Source organism: Caulobacter sp. HJHS_5, assembly GCF_056683955.1.
On record NZ_JBWZNC010000004.1, the window covers coordinates 381,080 to 396,505 of the forward strand.

13 protein-coding genes and 1 tRNA gene are annotated in these 15,426 nt (G+C 67.7%); 6 read left to right on the forward strand and 8 right to left on the reverse strand.

What is annotated here, in order from left to right; translation table 11 throughout:
- Positions 1 to 29 precede the first annotated feature (29 nt).
- The 4 genes from ACFLIT_RS10190 to ACFLIT_RS10205 all read right to left on the reverse strand — a co-directional run bounded on the left by ACFLIT_RS10190 (position 30) and on the right by ACFLIT_RS10205 (position 5,585).
- A tRNA-Gly gene (locus ACFLIT_RS10190) sits at positions 30 to 104 on the reverse strand.
- 89 nt (positions 105 to 193) lie between these two features.
- On the reverse strand, positions 194 to 1,072 hold the full coding sequence (gene aguB, locus ACFLIT_RS10195) for an N-carbamoylputrescine amidase (protein WP_479911109.1): 879 nt from the start codon (positions 1,070 to 1,072) through the stop codon (positions 194 to 196).
- Entirely contained in the window at positions 1,072 to 2,064 is a 993-nt protein-coding gene (locus ACFLIT_RS10200; RefSeq protein WP_479911110.1) for an agmatine deiminase family protein, read from the reverse strand. Before ACFLIT_RS10200 ends, aguB begins: the two co-directional genes overlap by 1 nt.
- Positions 2,065 to 2,189: 125 nt before the next feature.
- On the reverse strand, positions 2,190 to 5,585 hold the full coding sequence (locus ACFLIT_RS10205; RefSeq protein WP_479911111.1) for a TonB-dependent receptor: 3,396 nt from the start codon (positions 5,583 to 5,585) through the stop codon (positions 2,190 to 2,192).
- 314 nt (positions 5,586 to 5,899) lie between these two features.
- On the opposite strand from ACFLIT_RS10205, the gene ACFLIT_RS10210 reads away from it, so the two are divergent.
- Positions 5,900 to 7,483 (forward strand): ArnT family glycosyltransferase, encoded by a 1,584-nt coding sequence (locus ACFLIT_RS10210; protein WP_479911112.1) that lies wholly within the window; start codon positions 5,900 to 5,902, stop codon positions 7,481 to 7,483.
- Between the two features lie 7 nt (positions 7,484 to 7,490).
- On the opposite strand, the gene msrA is transcribed toward ACFLIT_RS10210, so the two are convergent.
- Entirely contained in the window at positions 7,491 to 8,096 is a 606-nt protein-coding gene (msrA, locus tag ACFLIT_RS10215) for a peptide-methionine (S)-S-oxide reductase MsrA (protein WP_479911113.1), read from the reverse strand.
- A 102-nt stretch (positions 8,097 to 8,198) separates the two neighbouring features.
- Between msrA and ACFLIT_RS10220 the strand changes: the two genes are divergently transcribed.
- The 3 genes from ACFLIT_RS10220 (at position 8,199) to ACFLIT_RS10230 (ending at position 11,851) form a co-directional block, all read left to right on the forward strand.
- Positions 8,199 to 8,801 carry an NAD(P)H-dependent oxidoreductase gene (locus tag ACFLIT_RS10220; RefSeq protein ID WP_479911114.1) on the forward strand — a complete coding sequence of 201 codons (603 nt, stop codon included), beginning with the start codon at positions 8,199 to 8,201 and terminating at the stop codon, positions 8,799 to 8,801.
- On the forward strand, positions 8,801 to 10,705 hold the full coding sequence (locus ACFLIT_RS10225) for a monovalent cation:proton antiporter-2 (CPA2) family protein (protein ID WP_479911115.1): 1,905 nt from the start codon (positions 8,801 to 8,803) through the stop codon (positions 10,703 to 10,705). Before ACFLIT_RS10220 ends, ACFLIT_RS10225 begins: the two co-directional genes overlap by 1 nt.
- 207 nt (positions 10,706 to 10,912) lie before the next feature.
- Positions 10,913 to 11,851, forward strand: coding sequence for an isopenicillin N synthase family dioxygenase (locus tag ACFLIT_RS10230; RefSeq protein ID WP_479911116.1), 939 nt, complete (start codon positions 10,913 to 10,915; stop codon positions 11,849 to 11,851).
- Positions 11,852 to 11,887: 36 nt separating this feature from the next.
- Here ACFLIT_RS10230 and ACFLIT_RS10235 read toward each other — a convergent pair whose 3' ends face one another.
- Positions 11,888 to 13,438, reverse strand: a complete 1,551-nt coding sequence (locus tag ACFLIT_RS10235) for a TadE/TadG family type IV pilus assembly protein (protein ID WP_479911117.1) — start codon at positions 13,436 to 13,438, stop codon at positions 11,888 to 11,890.
- A 237-nt stretch (positions 13,439 to 13,675) separates the two neighbouring features.
- Between ACFLIT_RS10235 and ACFLIT_RS10240 the strand changes: the two genes are divergently transcribed.
- Positions 13,676 to 14,209, forward strand: coding sequence for a lipocalin family protein (locus tag ACFLIT_RS10240; protein ID WP_479911118.1), 534 nt, complete (start codon positions 13,676 to 13,678; stop codon positions 14,207 to 14,209).
- A gap of 10 nt (positions 14,210 to 14,219) precedes the next feature.
- Here ACFLIT_RS10240 and ACFLIT_RS10245 read toward each other — a convergent pair whose 3' ends face one another.
- A complete protein-coding gene (locus ACFLIT_RS10245; protein WP_479911119.1) occupies positions 14,220 to 14,540 on the reverse strand; it encodes a DMT family transporter in 321 nt (106 codons plus the stop codon).
- Between the two features lie 172 nt (positions 14,541 to 14,712).
- Here ACFLIT_RS10245 and mmcB point away from each other — a divergent pair, with 172 nt between their 5' ends.
- Positions 14,713 to 15,156: a DNA repair putative endonuclease MmcB gene (gene mmcB, locus ACFLIT_RS10250; RefSeq protein ID WP_479911120.1), complete on the forward strand. Its 444-nt coding sequence runs from the start codon at positions 14,713 to 14,715 to the stop codon at positions 15,154 to 15,156.
- 19 nt (positions 15,157 to 15,175) lie between these two features.
- On the opposite strand, the gene ACFLIT_RS10255 is transcribed toward mmcB, so the two are convergent.
- Positions 15,176 to 15,403 carry a DUF5961 family protein gene (locus ACFLIT_RS10255; protein ID WP_479911121.1) on the reverse strand — a complete coding sequence of 76 codons (228 nt, stop codon included), beginning with the start codon at positions 15,401 to 15,403 and terminating at the stop codon, positions 15,176 to 15,178.
- Between the last annotated feature and the right edge of the window lie 23 nt (positions 15,404 to 15,426).

Consider the following 15,426-nt stretch of genomic DNA (forward strand, 5'->3'; position numbering starts at 1 on the left):
GAGGAGGCGGCCTTTTCAGGTTTCGATATTGGAGCGGGCGAAGAGATTCGAACTCTCGACCCCAACCTTGGCAAGGTTGTGCTCTACCACTGAGCTACGCCCGCCCAAAATCGAGAGGCGGCTTATCGCTGAAAGCCGCCGGCATTGCAAGCGTCGGAATCGCGCTTTTCGCAACGCCTTGCGCGCGGTCGGCCTATGCCGGTCGCGGGCTGACCAGCGAGCCGTAGAGCTCGGGCCGGCGGTCGCGGAAAAAGCCCCAGGCGGCGCGGTGGGTGGCCAGGAAATCGAGGTCGAAAGCGGCCACCGTGACCCCCTCCTCATCCCGCGACAGGTCGCCCACGAGGTCACCGCGATGGTCGGCGATGAAGCTGGAGCCGTAGAAGCGCTGCCCGCCGTTCGGATAGCCTTCCCACGGCTCGAAGCCGATGCGGTTGGCCCCGACCACGGGGATGACGTTGGAAACGGCATGGCCCTGCATGGCGCGGCGCCACGGCGCGGCGGTGTCGAGGCTGGGGTCGTGCGGCTCGGAGCCGATGGCGGTCGGATAGAACAGCACCTCGGCGCCCATCAGGGCCATGGCGCGGGCGGCTTCGGGGTACCACTGGTCCCAGCAGATCCCGACGCCGAGGCGGCCGAACCTCGTGTCCCAGACCTTGAAGCCGGTGTCGCCGGGGCGGAAGTAGTACTTCTCCATATAGCCCGGACCGTCCGGGATATGGCTCTTGCGATAGACGCCCATGATCGAGCCGTCGGCGTCGACCATCACCAGGCTGTTGAAATAGTGCGGCCCCTCGCGTTCGAAGATCGAGATCGGCAACACCACGCCCAGTTCGGCGGCCAGGGGCGCCAGGGCGGTGACGCAGGGGTGCTCGCGCCAGGGCTTGGCCTCGGCGAACCAGCGCTCTTCCTGGGCGACGCAGAAGTACGGCCCCTGAAACAGCTCGGACGGCAGGATGGCCTGGGCGCCGCGGTCGGCCGCCAGGCGGATCAGGTCCTCGGTCTTTTTGATATTGGCTGCCAGATCCATCCCGTAGGCGGTCTGCAGGGCGGCGACAGTGATGCTGCGGACCATTACGCCGGCTCCTGCTGGGTGATGCAGTGGAACGAGCCGCCGCCGGTGAGGATGGCCTTGGACGGCAGGCCGATCACCTCGCGCTCGGGGAACAGGGCCTCCAGCGCCTCGATGGCGTAGCCGGCGGCCGCCTCGCTGTAGAGCGGCACGATCACCGCGTCATTGGCGATCAGGAAGTTCATGTGCGAGGCGGGGACCACATCGCCATCCTCATTGAGGATGCGGCCCGGCGAGGGGATGCGCATCACCTGCAGGGGCGAGCCTTGCGCGTCGGTCATGCCGGCCAGCAGGCGCGCGGTCTCGGCATAAATCTCAGCGTTGGGGTCGTCGCGCCCGAAGGCGACCGGGCAGGCCACCACGCCGGGGCCGACGAAGCGCGCGAGGTTGTCGACGTGGCCGTCGGTATGGTCCTCGGCCAGGCCGTCGCCGAGCCACAGCACCTTCCTGGCGCCGAGCGCGGCCTTGAGGGCGCTCTCCGCCGCCGCCTGGTCCCAGCCCGGATTGCGGTTCGGATTGAGCAGGCACTGTCGAGTAGTGAGGATCGTGCCGAGACCGTCGTGGTCCACCGCCCCGCCCTCGAGGATGAAGTCGTTGATTGTCAGCGGTGCGCCCGCGGCGGCGGCGATCTGCTCGGCCACGGCATCGTCGCCCTCCAGCTGGTACTTGCCGCCCCAGCCGTTGAACCTGAAGCCCATCGCGCGGCCGTCGTCGACGAAGATCGGGCCGGTGTCGCGCAGCCAGATGTCGCCGAACTGACCCCGGACGATCTCGACGCCCGAACCTTCCAGCAGGGCGCGGGCGGCGCCCTCGGCGGCGTCGCCGGCCACCAACAGGCGCACGCGCTCGTCACCGGGGCCGGCGAGGGCGCGCGCCAAGGCGGCTGCCTCGAACTGGGCGGCGTTGAGGTCTTCCTCCCACAGCTCCTCGTGGCTGGGGAAGCCGAGCCAGAGGGCCCGGTGCGGCGACCATTCAGCGGGGACGATCAAGGCCATGGGCTCCCTTAAGACGGAAAACACGGGGCGATGGAAGGGCCGGTCAGATAGTGGCTCGCCCACAAAAAGAAAGGGCGGCTCCTTTCAGAGCCGCCCCCTCTGGACGCTTTGTCGCTGGAGGCGACTTAGAACTGATACTTCAGGCCGACCTTGACCTGCCACAGCGAGGCGTTCGCCACACCGAACGGACGCAACGGCTGGTCGCGGTTGCGCACGCCCGCCGCCGGATCGGTACCCGCAGCGGTCTGCAGGCCGCTGTAGGTATAGGAGGTCGCGCCGGCGCAGCTGCCGCCCGGACCACCGCAGGTGAGGTTCACCACCGGCACGCCGCGGTAGAAGTCGTATTGCTCCAGACGACCCCACTTGTTGTTCAGCAGGTTGCCGAAGTTCTCGATGGTCACGAAGCCCAGGAGCTTGGCGCCGGTCGGGAAGAAGGCCGGGATTTCCTGGCTGATGTTCAGGTCGACCGTCGTCACCCGCGGGGTGCGGAAGCCGTTCCGCGGGGCGATGCGGCCGGCGTAGTCGATCAGGCCGGTGTTCTTGAGGAACTGGTTGAAGTTGGCCACATCGAAGCCCGGCGCATAGTTCACGCGCGGATCGCTGGTCGCCGTCACGTTGCCCGAGCTGTCGCGTTGCGGAACGTAGAGCAGGGCGTTCGACTTGGCCTGGCGGCCGCTATAGGTCGAGACGTAGTTGCCGAACTCGGTGTCCGTGCGGCTCGTCGACGAGGCGTCGAAGGTGTAGCTGAACGGCAGGCCCGTGCGGCTCTGGGCGAAGACGTTGATGGTCGTCTTGTTGTCGCCGAAGAACATGCGCTCGTAGGCCAGGGCCATCGACCACTTGTGGCGGATCTCGTAGTCCGAGGTGGCTTCTTCCGGGTTCTGGGCGTTAGACGTCGCGAACCGGGTGTAGCTCGAGTCGGCGATCGAGCTGGTCATCGGGTTACGGTCGGTGGCCTCGGTGTAGGTGTAGGCCGTGTTCATCTTCAGGCCGTCGAGCCAGCCTTCGCGCCAGCCCTTGCCCAGCGAGATGGCGGCCGAGTTGGTCGTGCCGCCGTCCTTCAGGTTGGTCAGCATCATGTCGAAGACGTTGGCGCCGATGGTGCCTTGGGTCGTCGGCCCGTAGACCGGACGGCCGTCAGGCGCCACGCCGATCTGCTGGGACCGCAGATTGTACCAGAACAGCGAGTTCTGGTTGGCCTGATGGATCAGGTCGAGCTGGACGCGCCAGCCGTCGCCGAGGCCCCAACGCGTCGCGTCGAGCTCGTAACCCGCCGTGAACGTGGTTTTCCAGGTGCTGGGGATCTTCAGCGCCGGGTCCAGCGAGTTCGTGTTGCCGTTGCCCGGAGTACCGGTGCAGCCGGCCGGCGCCGCCGCCAGGTCGGTGAGGGTGATGTTCGTGGTCGGGCAGACCGCGTTCACCTGCACCACGCCGCTGTTGCCGATCGGGTTCAGCAGCCACACGCCGAGGCCTTGCGAGGAGAAGCGGCCGAAGCCGGCGGCGAAATCGAGCCGGTCGGTCGGCGTCCACTTGGCGTAGACGCGCGGCAGCACGATCGACTTGCCGTCGAGGCTGCCCTGGTTGTTGAAGCCGTTACGCGAAACGAAGGCGGTGTTGAGGTCCGCCTTGTCGTCCTGCGTGTAGGTGTCGTAGCGCACGCCCGCCAGGATGGTGAGGTCCGGCGTCACCTGCAGGGTGTCTTCCGCATAGAGGCTGTAGAGGTTGAACGACCCGGCGGCGGCGTTGCGCGCCGCGCGGTTGGTCAGCGCCGGCTGGGTGCCGCCGTCCGGCTCAACCGCGGTCACGAAGAAGGTCGTGCCGTAGGTCGGGGTCGCGTTGCCCGCCATGTAGTCGGCGAAGCTGGCGAAGCTGTAGGCCGGCAGGTACTGGCGGCCGAAGATGTTCAGGATGTCCTGCTTCTCGATGCGGCCGCCGACGAGGAATTCATTGTCGGCCAGCGAATAGCGCGCACGGAACTCGGCGGTGTCAGTCTTGGTCGACAGATAGTTCGGCTGGCTGTTCAGCTCGGTGCCGAAGCGGATCTGCGGCGTGCCGGAGCCAGCGAGGACGCCCGCCATATCCGAAACGTTGACGGTGATTTCGCCCACGCCCGCCGGCGCGTTGGTCGTCCGGATAGTCTCGGTTTCCTTCTTGCCGAGGCGAAGCTCGGTGCTGAAGTTGTCGGACCAGCGCGAGTTGAGCTGCACCGTGTAGTTCGTGAGGTGCTCGTCCTTGGTGTACTGATAGCTGCTCAGGCCAAGGCGCGGCTGGCTCGTGCTGTCGCCGCCGGCGAACAGATCGCTGACCGAGCCGTTGAACGAGGCGCTCTTGGTGTCCTGCCAGGTGACGCTCAGGCGTTGATTGTCGGTGATGTCCCAGTCGATCTTGGCGAGAACCTTCTCGTCGGTGATCGGCGGGGTCGATTGCACCCAGTTGCCCGGATCGACGCCGTACTTGGCCTTGGTCGCGGCCTGGAACGCATCGATCGCCGCCGTGGTGATGCGCGGGATCACGGTGCCGCGGCCGGAGTCGGCCGGACCTTCGTCGAGGCCGAAATTGCCTTCGTACTTTTCATACGAGCCGAAGAAGTAGAGGCGATCCTTCAGGATCGGCCCGCCGAGGTTGACGCCCCAGGTCTTCTCTTCGAACTCGGCGACCACCCGCTGCTCGGCGCGGCTGCCCCGCGTCGGGCTGTTCGCGCGCGTGTCGTAGTAGTTGTACTTGCTGCCCCGCATGTCGTTCGAGGTCTTGTCGCCGTAGAGGGCGCCGTGGAACTCGTTGGTGCCGGACTTGGTGACCGCGTTGATCGAGCCGCCGATGAAGCCGTTGTTCACGACCGAGTACGGGGCGATCGACACCTGCATGCCGGCGACCGCTTCGGTCGAGATCGGCGAGCGCTGGGTCGGGTAGCCGTTGTTGTTCAGACCGAAGTCGTCGTTCTGGCGAATGCCGTCGACGGTGATCTGGTTGAAGCGGGTGTTGGTGCCCGCGAACGACAGGGCGTCCTGGTTGGTCGGGTCGATGGTGGCGAACGGGTCGAGACGCACGGCGTCCTTCAGGTCGCGGCCGATCGACGGCAGGTTGGCGATGTCGGCCGAGGTGAAGTTGGTGCCGAGGCCTTGGGTCGGGGGAGCGACGGCGGCGGCCATGACCACCACTTCCTCAACCGCGGCGGCGGCGCCGAGCGCCACATTGACTTGGGTCGGGTCGCCCAGGGCGACCGAACCGGCCGTCTGGGTGGCGGTCTCGCCCGAGGCCGAAGTCGCCTTGACCGTGTACGGGCCGCCGACCCGCAGGCCCCGGACCGTGAAGAAGCCGCTGTCGCCGGTCATGGTCGTGACCGAAGCGTTGGTCGGGCCGTAGGTGACCACGACGGTCGCGCCGGAGACGCCGACGCCGCTGGCGTCCGTCACCTGGCCGCGGATCGCGCCGGTGGTTTCCTGCGCGTACACGCCGTTGGCCGACGCCATGGCCAGCACCAGAAGCGCTGCGCCGCCGGCGAGCTTAATTCTCGAATTCATTTGATATCCCCATCAAAGAGGGCGACGGGCCGCATCGGACCCTAAGCACCTGCGGCACCCTCTAGCCCCCCTGCAAGACAGATTGGTGACAGATTCACAACAGGCCGCCCGAGTTTGGCCGCGCCGATGGCCAAATTGAAGGTCAGCTGGGCTGGAATCGGCGATTTTGGGGCGGACTCCGGAGGAAAACTGGGCATTTCCGGGGCAATTCCTCCGCCGGGATGCGAGCTTCGCGACGCCCCTCCCCTCGCCTTCGGCGTCGCCTTGTGGCTTAAAGGCCACGATTCTCAGTCGCACTGCGGGGACGGGCCAAGGTGACGCGTAAACAGGCGGCCAGCGGCGGCGCGATCGGGCCGCAGGACGACTCGCGGGCCCTGCGGATGGCGGCCGCGCTGGTGCTGGCGCTGACCGTCGTGCGCGTGCTGGCGCTGTTCCTCACCCCGCTCGACCTCTATCCCGACGAAGCCCAGTACTGGATGTGGTCGCGGGCCCTGGCCTTCGGTTACTTTTCCAAGCCGCCGCTCATCGCCTGGATCATCGCCGCGACCACCGGCATCGGCGGCGACGGCGAAGCCTGGGTGCGCCTGGGCGCCCCCTTGATTCAGGGCGCGGCCGCCATGGCGGTGTTCATGGCCGGCCGCCGACTGTTCGACGCCACGACCGGCCTTCTGGCCTGCGCCCTCTATGCGACCATGCCCGGCGTGCAGCTGTCGTCGGCCGTGATCGCCACCGATGCGCCGCTGATGCTTTGCGCCGCCCTCACCCTCTGGGCCTACGCCGCCCTGCTCACCGCCGAGGGCCGGGCGCGCCTGTGGCTGGCCGCCGCCGTCGGCGCGGCGGTCGGCTTCGCCTTCCTCGCCAAGTACGCGGCGGTCTATCTGCTGGGGGGACTGGGACTGCACTTCATCCTGTCCCGCCAGGCGCGCCGCGCCTGGACCTGGCAGGCCATGCTGCTGGCGGCGGTGGTCTTCGCCGTGGCGCTCGGCCCAAACATGGCCTGGAACGCCACCCACCAGTTCCACACCTTCGAGCACACCGCGGCCAACGCCAACTGGCATGCCGGCGACATGTTCAACATCGGCGAGATGTTCGACTTCCTGGCTTCGCAGCTGGCGGTGTTCGGTCCCGTGCCGTTCGTGACCCTGCTGGTCGGCTGCGGCCTCGCGATCCGGCGGCGCAAGCTGCCCGAACCTGACCTAATGCTGCTGTGCTTCGCCCTGCCAGCCCTGCTGTCGGTCACGCTGCAGGCGTTCCTGTCGCGGGCCAACGCCAACTGGGCGAGCATCGGCTACGTGGCCGGCGCCCTGCTGGTCGCTCACTGGCTGGTGCGCTGGCGCGCGGGAAAATGGACCGTCGCGGCCCTGGCCATCCAGGGCGTCATCGCCGTGGTCTTCCTGGCCTGCGTGCTGTCGCCGAGGTTCGGGGAGAGCATCGGTGCGGCCAACGCCTTCAAGCGCGCCAAGGGTTGGGAGGCCGTCACCCAGGCGGTGATCGAGCGGGCTCAGCTGGAGCACGCCAACACGCCGCTGAACGCCGTGGTCGTGGACGACCGGTTCCTGTTCAACGCCGCCGCCTACTATGGCCGGGACTATTTTGGAAAGCCCGGCGACCCGCCCTTGAAGATGTGGGTGCACGAGGCGAAGGCTCAGAGCCAGGCCGAGGCCGAGCAGCCGCTGACCGCCCAGTTCGGCGCTCGCGTGCTGGGCGCGGCCCTGGAAGGCGGCTTCCGCGAGGAGTTCAAGGCCGACTTCGGCAAGGTCTACGGCACGGAGATCGTCAAGGTCGGCCTCGACCGCAAACGCAGCCGCCGCACCGACCTGTTCATCGGCGAGAACTTCCGGCCGCTGCCCCGCGACCCCGCCACCGGCAAGCCGCCGGATCAGCACACCAAGTGGTGAGGCGGCTTTAGCGGCCCGCCACGCCCCACACCTGGGCCAGACGGCGGTCGCGGCCGCAGCCTGTGCGATAGATGTTGTAGTTCATCGCGTTCCGCTTGGCGTAGTCGCGGTGATATTCCTCAGCCGGCCAGAAGCGGGGCGCGTCGATGATGGGGGTGACGATCTTGCCTTGCTTCAACTTGCCCTGGGCGACCACCTTGGAAGCCTCGGCCGCCTTACGCTGGGCCGCGCCGGTCACGAAGACGGCGGTGCGGTAGGAGGGCCCCCGGTCGCAGAACTGGCCGCCGGCGTCGGTGGGATCGACCAGCTTCCAGTAGCGCTCGAGCAGCAGGCCGTAGGGCAGGCGCTTCTCGTCGAAGGTGACGCGAACCGCCTCATAGTGGCCCGAGGTCTCGCTGGTGACGTCCTCGTACCGGGGATTGTTCACATGGCCGCCGATGTAGCCGGACTCGACCTTCTGCACGCCGGGGATGGCCTGCATGTCGTGCTCCATGCACCAGAAGCAGCCGCCGGCGAAAATGGCCGTCTCCGCGCGCGCGCCGGCCGGGGCGACGACAGCGGTGAACAGGAGCGCAAGCGGCGCGAGCAGCGCGGCGAGGCGAGAAAGCTTCATTTCAAGCGTCCATGCAGGTTGGGCCGAGGCCCGTTCGAAACTAGGTACGCTCAAACGCGGCGAAAGGTTACATCTGCCGTTCGCTGAATTGATGGAGCTCTGATGAGCCAGGCCACCGCCGTGCAATCGAACCTGCAACCGGCGAACGACGCCGTGGGCGGCGTGCTGCTGGTGCTCGCGCATCCGGCGCTCGAACGCTCGCGCGCCAACCGGGCCATGGCCAAGGCGGTGAAGGGACTTCCGGGCGTGACCTTCCACGATCTCTACGAGGTGTACCCGGATTTCGTGATCGACGTTGAGGTGGAGCAGCAGCGCCTGGTTTCGCACGAGGTCATCGCCCTGCAGTTTCCGCTTTACTGGTACTCGACCCCCGCCCTGCTGAAGGAGTGGCTGGACCTGGTTTGGCTGCACGGTTTCGCCTACGGCAAGACCGGCGACCGCCTGCGAGGCAAGCGGATGTTCGTGGCCTGCACGACCGGCGGAGCGCAGGACCTCTACAAGGCGGAGGGCGGCAACCGCTTCAGCATGGAGGAATTCCTGCGCCCGCTGGAGCAGACGGCCTATCTGTGCGGCATGACCTGGGAGCCGCCCTTCGTCGCCCACAGCGCCTCGATCTGCGACGACGGCGGCCTTGCCGCCCGCACCGCCGCTTACCGCAACCGTATCGTCGGCCTGACCGGCGGCATCGCCGAGGTGGCGAGCTGATGGACGAGCGTTCGCTGCTTCTGCAGGCCCTGGTCTATCTCGCCGCCGGCGTAGTCTCCGTGCCGATCGCCAAGCGGCTCGGGCTCGGGTCGGTGCTCGGCTACCTGATCGCCGGCGCCGTGATCGGCCCCTTCGCCCTGTCGATCGTGGGCGAGCAAGCCGACGTCATGCGCTTCGGCGAGTTCGGGGTGGTGATCCTGCTGTTCCTCATCGGCCTGGAGGTGCGGCCCGCCCTCCTCTGGTCCATGCGCAAGACCATCTTCGGCCTGGGCGGAGCGCAGGTGCTGGCCACCGGCCTGGTCATCGCCGCCGCAGGCATGGGCCTGGGGCTGGACTGGCGCACCGCCATCGCCGTCGGGCTGACGCTGGCCATGTCGTCGACCGCCATCGTGCTCCAGACGCTGGATGAAAAGGGCCTCAGGCAGGGCCCGGTCGGCCGCGCCGCCTTCGGCGTGCTGCTGTTGCAGGACCTGGCGGTGATTCCCTTGTTCGCCCTCCTGCCCCTGCTGGCCGTCCACGCCCCAGCCGCTCACGAGGCCGCGGGCGGCGGCCATGGCGAGGGCAGCCTGATCGGCGAGCTGCCGGCCTGGGCCCAGACCCTGGCCGTGCTGGGAGCCGTCGCCGCCGTGGTGTTCGGCGGACGCTACGTGATCCGGCCCGTCTTCCGCTTCATCGCCTCGGCGCGCCTGCGCGAAATCTTCACCGCCTCCGCCTTGTTGATCGTCGTCGGCGTCGCCGCCCTGATGCAGATCGTCGGCCTCTCGCCGGCGCTCGGCGCCTTCCTGGCGGGCGTGGTGCTCGCCGAGAGCGAGTTCCGCCGTGAATTGGAGACCGACATCGAGCCGTTCCGCGGCCTGCTGCTCGGCCTGTTCTTCATCACCGTGGGAGCCAGCATCGACTTCGCCCTGGTGCTGCGAGAACCCGCCGTGCTGTTGGGAATCGTCCTCGGTCTGATCGTCATCAAGTTCCTGGTGATGTTCGGCCTGGCGAGGCTGGGCGGCGCGTCCAACCCGACCTCCGCCACCGTCGCCGTGGCCCTGGCCCAGGGCGGCGAGTTCGCCTTCGTCCTGCTAAGCTTCACCGTCGGCGCCGGCGTGATCGGGACCGAGCTGGCCGCGCGGCTGACCGCCGCCGTCGCCGTCTCCATGGCGCTCTCGCCCGTGGTCATGCTGCTCTACGAAAAGATTTCCGCGAAGCTCGAGGCGGCCAACGCGCCGCCGCCGCCGGAGGACCCGACCTTCGACGACGCCGAGCCCGACATCATCATCGCCGGCTTCGGCCGCTTCGGTCAGATCACCGGCCGCCTGCTGCAGGCCAACGGCTTCCGCTCGACCGTCCTCGACAGCGACATCGAGCAGATCGAAGTGCTCCGGAAGTTCGGCCGACCGGTGCACTACGGAGACGCCACGCGCCTGGACCTGCTGCGCGCCGCCGGCGCCGAGCGCGCCAAGATGCTGGTGGTGGCCATCGACGACCAGGAAAAGGCGGTCGAGCTGGTCGAGACGGCCAAGAAGGCCTTCCCCAACCTGATCGTCCTGGCCCGGGCGTTCGACCGGCGCCACGCCTACGACCTGTTGCGCAACGGCGCCGACGCCATCGAGCGGGAGACCTTCGAAGGCGCGCTGGCCCTGGGGGTCACGGCCCTGCGGAAGCTGGGTTTCCGCGCCCACCGGGCGCACCGCGCCGGCGACTACTTCCGCCACCACGACCTCCGCAGCTTCGAGGAGCTGGCGCCGATGTGGGGCCAGGAGGAAAACTACATCCTCGCCGCCCGTGACAGCCAGCAGACCATGGAGCGCCTGCTGGCCAAGGATCTCGAGCGGATGAAGCCGACCGACACCTCCGGCTGGGACACCACCAGCCTGGACGAGGAACTGCGCGAGCGGGCGAACGAAGGCCGCTAGAGCCTTTTAGGGCCAGATGGAATCATCTGGCCCGTTGAAAAAGGCTCTACTTTCCAATGTTTAGAGCGCGCCCGGGCGGGTTAACCGCGCACACTTAACCCTGGCGCGCTCTAGCGCCTCGGCGCCGGTTGCGCGGCGTCAACGCGACCTTCGCCCGAGGGGACCGTTCGGTGTAGTCTTCGCCGCCTTCGCCTCCGGAGTTCCGCCTTGCCCGCCGCGTCCGCCATCCAGCCCGTCTCCTTCAAGCGCTACGAGAGCGACTTCGATGGCTTCGCCCAGGAGCTGGGCGGCTCGTTCGCGCGCTATGGCTTCGCGGTGATCTGCGACCACGACCTCGATCAGGCGCGCATCGAGCGGGCCATCGGCGACGCCAAGACCTTCTTCGCCCTGCCCGAGGACACCAAGAAGCAGTACGTGGTCGGCAAGGGCGGCCAGCGCGGCTACGTGCCGTTCGGCATCGAAACCGCCAAGGGCGCGGCTCACTTCGACCTGAAGGAATTCTGGCATATCGGCCGCGAGCTGCCGCCGGGCCACCCCTTCCGCTCGCAGATGCCCGACAATGTCTGGCCGGCGGAAGTTCCGGCGTTCAGGGACGACCTGACCTGGCTCTACGACGCTCTCGACAACCTGGGCGGTCGGGTGCTGCAGGCCATCGCCGACTATCTGAAGCTCGACCGCCGGTTCTTCGATCCGACGGTGAAGGACGGCAATTCAATCCTGCGCCTGCTGCACTATCCGCCGACGCCGTTCGACGGGCCGAACGTGCGGGCCGGGGCGCATGAGGACATCAACACCATCACCCTGCTGCTCGGCGCCGAGGAGGCGGGGCTGGAGGTGAAGGATCGCGACGGCGCCTGGCTGCCGATCAATCCGCCGCCGGGCTCGGTGGTCTGCAATATCGGCGACATGCTGCAGCGCCTGACCAACCACGTGCTGCCGTCGACGACGCACCGGGTGGTCAATCCGCCGCCGGAGCGCCGGGGCGTGCCGCGCTATTCGACGCCGTTCTTCCTGCACTTCGCGCCCGACTACCGGATCGAGACCCTGCCGAGCTGCATCACGCCGGACAATCCGAACCGCTATCCGGAGCCGATCACGGCCGACGAGTTCCTCAAGCAGCGCCTGCGCGAGATCAAGCTGCTCTAGTCACCTCGCAGGCCGGCCGACCGGGCGGGCGCCCGGTCACTTGCTGATGCGCAGGTTCTCGATCGAGCCGGCGATGGCGCTGAACACGGCGTTGAGGTTCGAGGCGCTCTGCACGTCGTAGAAGAACTCCGGCTTGCTGGCGCAGCCCTGCAGCAGGGCCGACGAGCCGGTCTTCACCTCCACGCGCACCGTGTAGATCACGATCCCGGCGCTCTTCATGTTGGAGCACAGCAGCGACAGGCGTTTGTCGATTTCCGCGGTGCGGGTGCCGGTATTGCTGCTGGTCGTGCCAAAGCGGTTGGCCCAGATGTAGCCGTAACCGTCGTAGGACGATTTATTGAAGGTGCCTGGATTGGTGTAGGTGTTCTCACCGTCGGTCATCAGCACGACGATCTTTGTGGTTTTCGGTGTGTTGTAAGCCACGCCGTCGCCAAACGGCCCCGTGGGCGACAGAACGTTCCAGCCCCAGGCTAGGCCCAGAGGAATGTGGGTCTCGCCGACAGCATTGAAGCTGTTGACCTTGCTCTTGAGGGCCGTCCAGTCCGTCGTGAGGCGAACCAGGGATTGCATGTTGCAGCCACTGTTCGGGCCATCGCCGCTGCCGGCGCTCTTATACTTGCCCTTGTAGCCTTGCCGACGGCGATACTCGTCAGAGACCCCATTCCCTTGCACGGTCTGGCTTAGGTACGAACCGTCCTTCAGGTAGCTGTTGGCCTTCTTCGCGGAATCGTTGTCGGCTTCGTCGGGATAGAAATATGGCGTGTAGAGCGTCGCCGGCATGCCCACGTTCGGAGCAGTTTCCTGCACATCGTAAGGCATCGCACGGCCTTCGACGCAGCCGCCCCAGGTGCGGTCCATGTTGCTCAGCAGGGTGAACCGGTTCACCCCGGCGAGCCCGTTGAAAATATCGGCGCCAACAGGAGCCGTGCCCTTATCCATCCAGGCCGCCTTCTGGTATTCGCTGATCTCGCTCGCACTCGAACCGATGCGCACGGCGCTGGAGAACGGCACGATGCCGATCTTCACCGGATTGACCTCGGTGGAGCGCGAGGCGGCGGCGGCCAGGGTGTCGACGAAGTTGTTGGCGGCGGTCTTCAGATTGGTCAGCTTGCTGCCGGCCATGGAGCCGGTGGTGTCGAGCACCATGGCCACCTCGATCTTGTTCATCGAGCGCACCACTTCCGAACTGACGCTGACCTCCATGTCGCCGGCCATCCAGAGGTTGGCGACGATCGGCGTCAGCTTCGCCGTCGCCACGCCGACGACCTTGGGGCTGTCGAGCGTGAAGGACGAACTCAGCAGCGTCGCCTGGTTCATCGCCGCCAGGTTGGCCGACAGGTTCTGGTCGCCGACGGTCTGGAGTTCGGCGTTGGTCACGGCCGTCGAACGGGCGGCGGCCAGGGTGGCGGCGTCGAGCGCATCCTGCAGGCGGCGCTTCTCGGAAGTCGCCCGGTTGTAGTCGATGAGGCCGAAGGTCAGGACGGCCAGCGGCAGGATGAGGAAGGCGAACTGCACGGCCACACCGCCGGCGCTCGCGCCACGGCGGGGCCGCGCGATCAGGCTCGCAAGCTGGGCCAAGCGTCGCATCATTGCCTTCCACGTCCTCGCGGAGGAGCCGTCGAAATCGACCGCTTGGAGCCCCGCCTAGCCATAAACCTAGGCCGTGGCTTGTAAACGAACCGCGCAACAATCACGGTGAACGGGCGTCAACCCTCGCGACCGGCTGTCGCAGCCCGAGAGTTGAAACCTTCACGCCTCAGGCGAATCCAACGCGCAACCTCGGCCGCGGCGCGTGCGTTGGGTCCACTCGAAGGATCGATAGCCATGCTCCGTCTCGCCGCGCTCGTCCTGGCCGCCAGTCTCGCCCTCCCAAGCCTGGCCGCCTTTCCCGCCCGGGCCGCGGCGCCCGAGCCAACCAAGGCGACCCCCGCGACCTTCTACAGCGGACGTTGGTACGAGATCGCCCGCCTGCCCAACAACAACCAGCGCGACTGCCAGGGGGCGACCAGCCAGTTCACCGGGGGCGCCCCCGGTGCGTTCGACGTGGTGCAGACCTGCCACCGGGGCTCGCCGACCGGTCCGACGAAGGTGTTCAAGACCAAGGGCAAGGTCGACAACCCCGCGCGCAACAAGTTCACCATGACCTTCTTCGGCCTGGTGAAGCAGCAGTACTTCGTGCTCGACACCAGCGAAGCCGAGGGCGGCTGGGCGATCATGGCCACCCCCGGCGGCAACTTCGTCTGGCTGCTGGCGCGCAAGCCGCAGCTCAGCGAAGCCGGCAAGGCCGGGGCGGTCGCCCGCCTCAAGGCCCTGGGCTATCCGGTCGAGCGTCTGGAATATCCCGCCCAGGCCGGCTGATCCCAGCGGCTCAGTGACCGCCGGACAGTTTCATCAGCACCAGGCCGGAGACGATCAGCCCCGCCGCCGCCAGACGCATCGGCGTGGCCGCCTCACCGAGCGCCACGACACCGACCGCGAAGGCGCCGACCGCGCCGATCCCCGTCCAGATGGTATAGGCCGTGCCCAGCGGCAGGGTGCGCATCGACAGCGACAGCAGGGCGAAGCTGGCTCCCATGGTCACCAGGGTGATGATGCTGGGAACCAGGCGGGTGAAGCCTTCGGACGACTTCATGAAGAAGGCCCAGACGACCTCCAGCAGACCCGCGACAATCAGAAACAACCAAGCCATCGGCGCACCTCTCCTGGGTGACGCCGGGCCGTCCCGGACCTGAACCCCACCGTAGCGGAGGGAGGACGTGGCCTCGCGGGCGGCGAAGTAGGGCGCCGAGGCCCGTCATTCAAGGTCGTATGCGACGCCCGCGCCGCTTGATCCGCGAACGAAGCCGGAACATGATCGCGGCATGGAAGCCGCCGTCATCACCCTTGTCCCGCTCAGCCGTCCAGAGACCACCGGCGAGGTCACCCGCGGGGCGCACCGCCTGCTGGCGGCGATGAACTATGCGGCGATCGCGGAGGTCGGCCTGCCCAACGGCCGCCGCGCCGACCTGATGGCGCTGGGGCCGAAGGGCGAGATCGCCATCGTCGAGGTGAAGTCGGGGCTGGAGGACTTCCGCACCGACCGCAAATGGCCGGAGTACCTGCCCTATTGCGACGCCTTCTACTTCGCGGTCGGGCCGCACTTTCCGCAGGACATCCTGCCGCCCGAGCCGGGGATGATCGTCGCCGACGCCTTCGGCGGGGCGGTGACCCGCGAGGCGCCGAGCACGCCCCTGGTCGGCGCCCGCCGCAAGGCCCTGACCCTGGCCTTCGCGCGGCTGGCGGCGATGCGCTCGACGATGGCCTGACGCCCAATCCGCGTCGCGCTCAACCGCAGGGCCGGGCTTCGCCGCTGTCGAGGTCGAGCCGCAGGCAAAGCTCGCGGCCGTTGTCCCGGTCACGGATGATCAAGGCGACGTCGCCATCGGCGTCGGTCGGCGGGCTCCAGCGTTCGGCGAAGGCGACGGCGGCTTCCTCGAAAGAGCCGGCCTCGACCACATGGCCGTGGCGCGCGTCGCCCCGGGGGCTGACGAAGAAGCTGTGGGCGGCGGTCATGCGGCTCTCCCGTTCAGATTCCC

Bases quoted from the DNA above. Each gene is read 5' to 3' on its own strand.
- aguB (WP_479911109.1), bottom strand. From the start codon at position 1,072: ATGGTCCGCAGCATCACTGTCGCCGCCCTGCAGACCGCCTACGGGATG.
- ACFLIT_RS10200 (WP_479911110.1), bottom strand. From the start codon at position 2,064: ATGGCCTTGATCGTCCCCGCTGAATGGTCGCCGCACCGGGCCCTCTGG.
- ACFLIT_RS10205 (WP_479911111.1), bottom strand. From the start codon at position 5,585: ATGAATTCGAGAATTAAGCTCGCCGGCGGCGCAGCGCTTCTGGTGCTG.
- msrA (WP_479911113.1), bottom strand. From the start codon at position 8,096: ATGAAGCTTTCTCGCCTCGCCGCGCTGCTCGCGCCGCTTGCGCTCCTG.
- ACFLIT_RS10220 (WP_479911114.1), top strand. From the start codon at position 8,199: ATGAGCCAGGCCACCGCCGTGCAATCGAACCTGCAACCGGCGAACGAC.
- ACFLIT_RS10225 (WP_479911115.1), top strand. From the start codon at position 8,801: ATGGACGAGCGTTCGCTGCTTCTGCAGGCCCTGGTCTATCTCGCCGCC.
- ACFLIT_RS10235 (WP_479911117.1), bottom strand. From the start codon at position 13,438: ATGCGACGCTTGGCCCAGCTTGCGAGCCTGATCGCGCGGCCCCGCCGT.
- ACFLIT_RS10240 (WP_479911118.1), top strand. From the start codon at position 13,676: ATGCTCCGTCTCGCCGCGCTCGTCCTGGCCGCCAGTCTCGCCCTCCCA.
- ACFLIT_RS10245 (WP_479911119.1), bottom strand. From the start codon at position 14,540: ATGGCTTGGTTGTTTCTGATTGTCGCGGGTCTGCTGGAGGTCGTCTGG.
- mmcB (WP_479911120.1), top strand. From the start codon at position 14,713: ATGGAAGCCGCCGTCATCACCCTTGTCCCGCTCAGCCGTCCAGAGACC.
- ACFLIT_RS10255 (WP_479911121.1), bottom strand. From the start codon at position 15,403: ATGACCGCCGCCCACAGCTTCTTCGTCAGCCCCCGGGGCGACGCGCGC.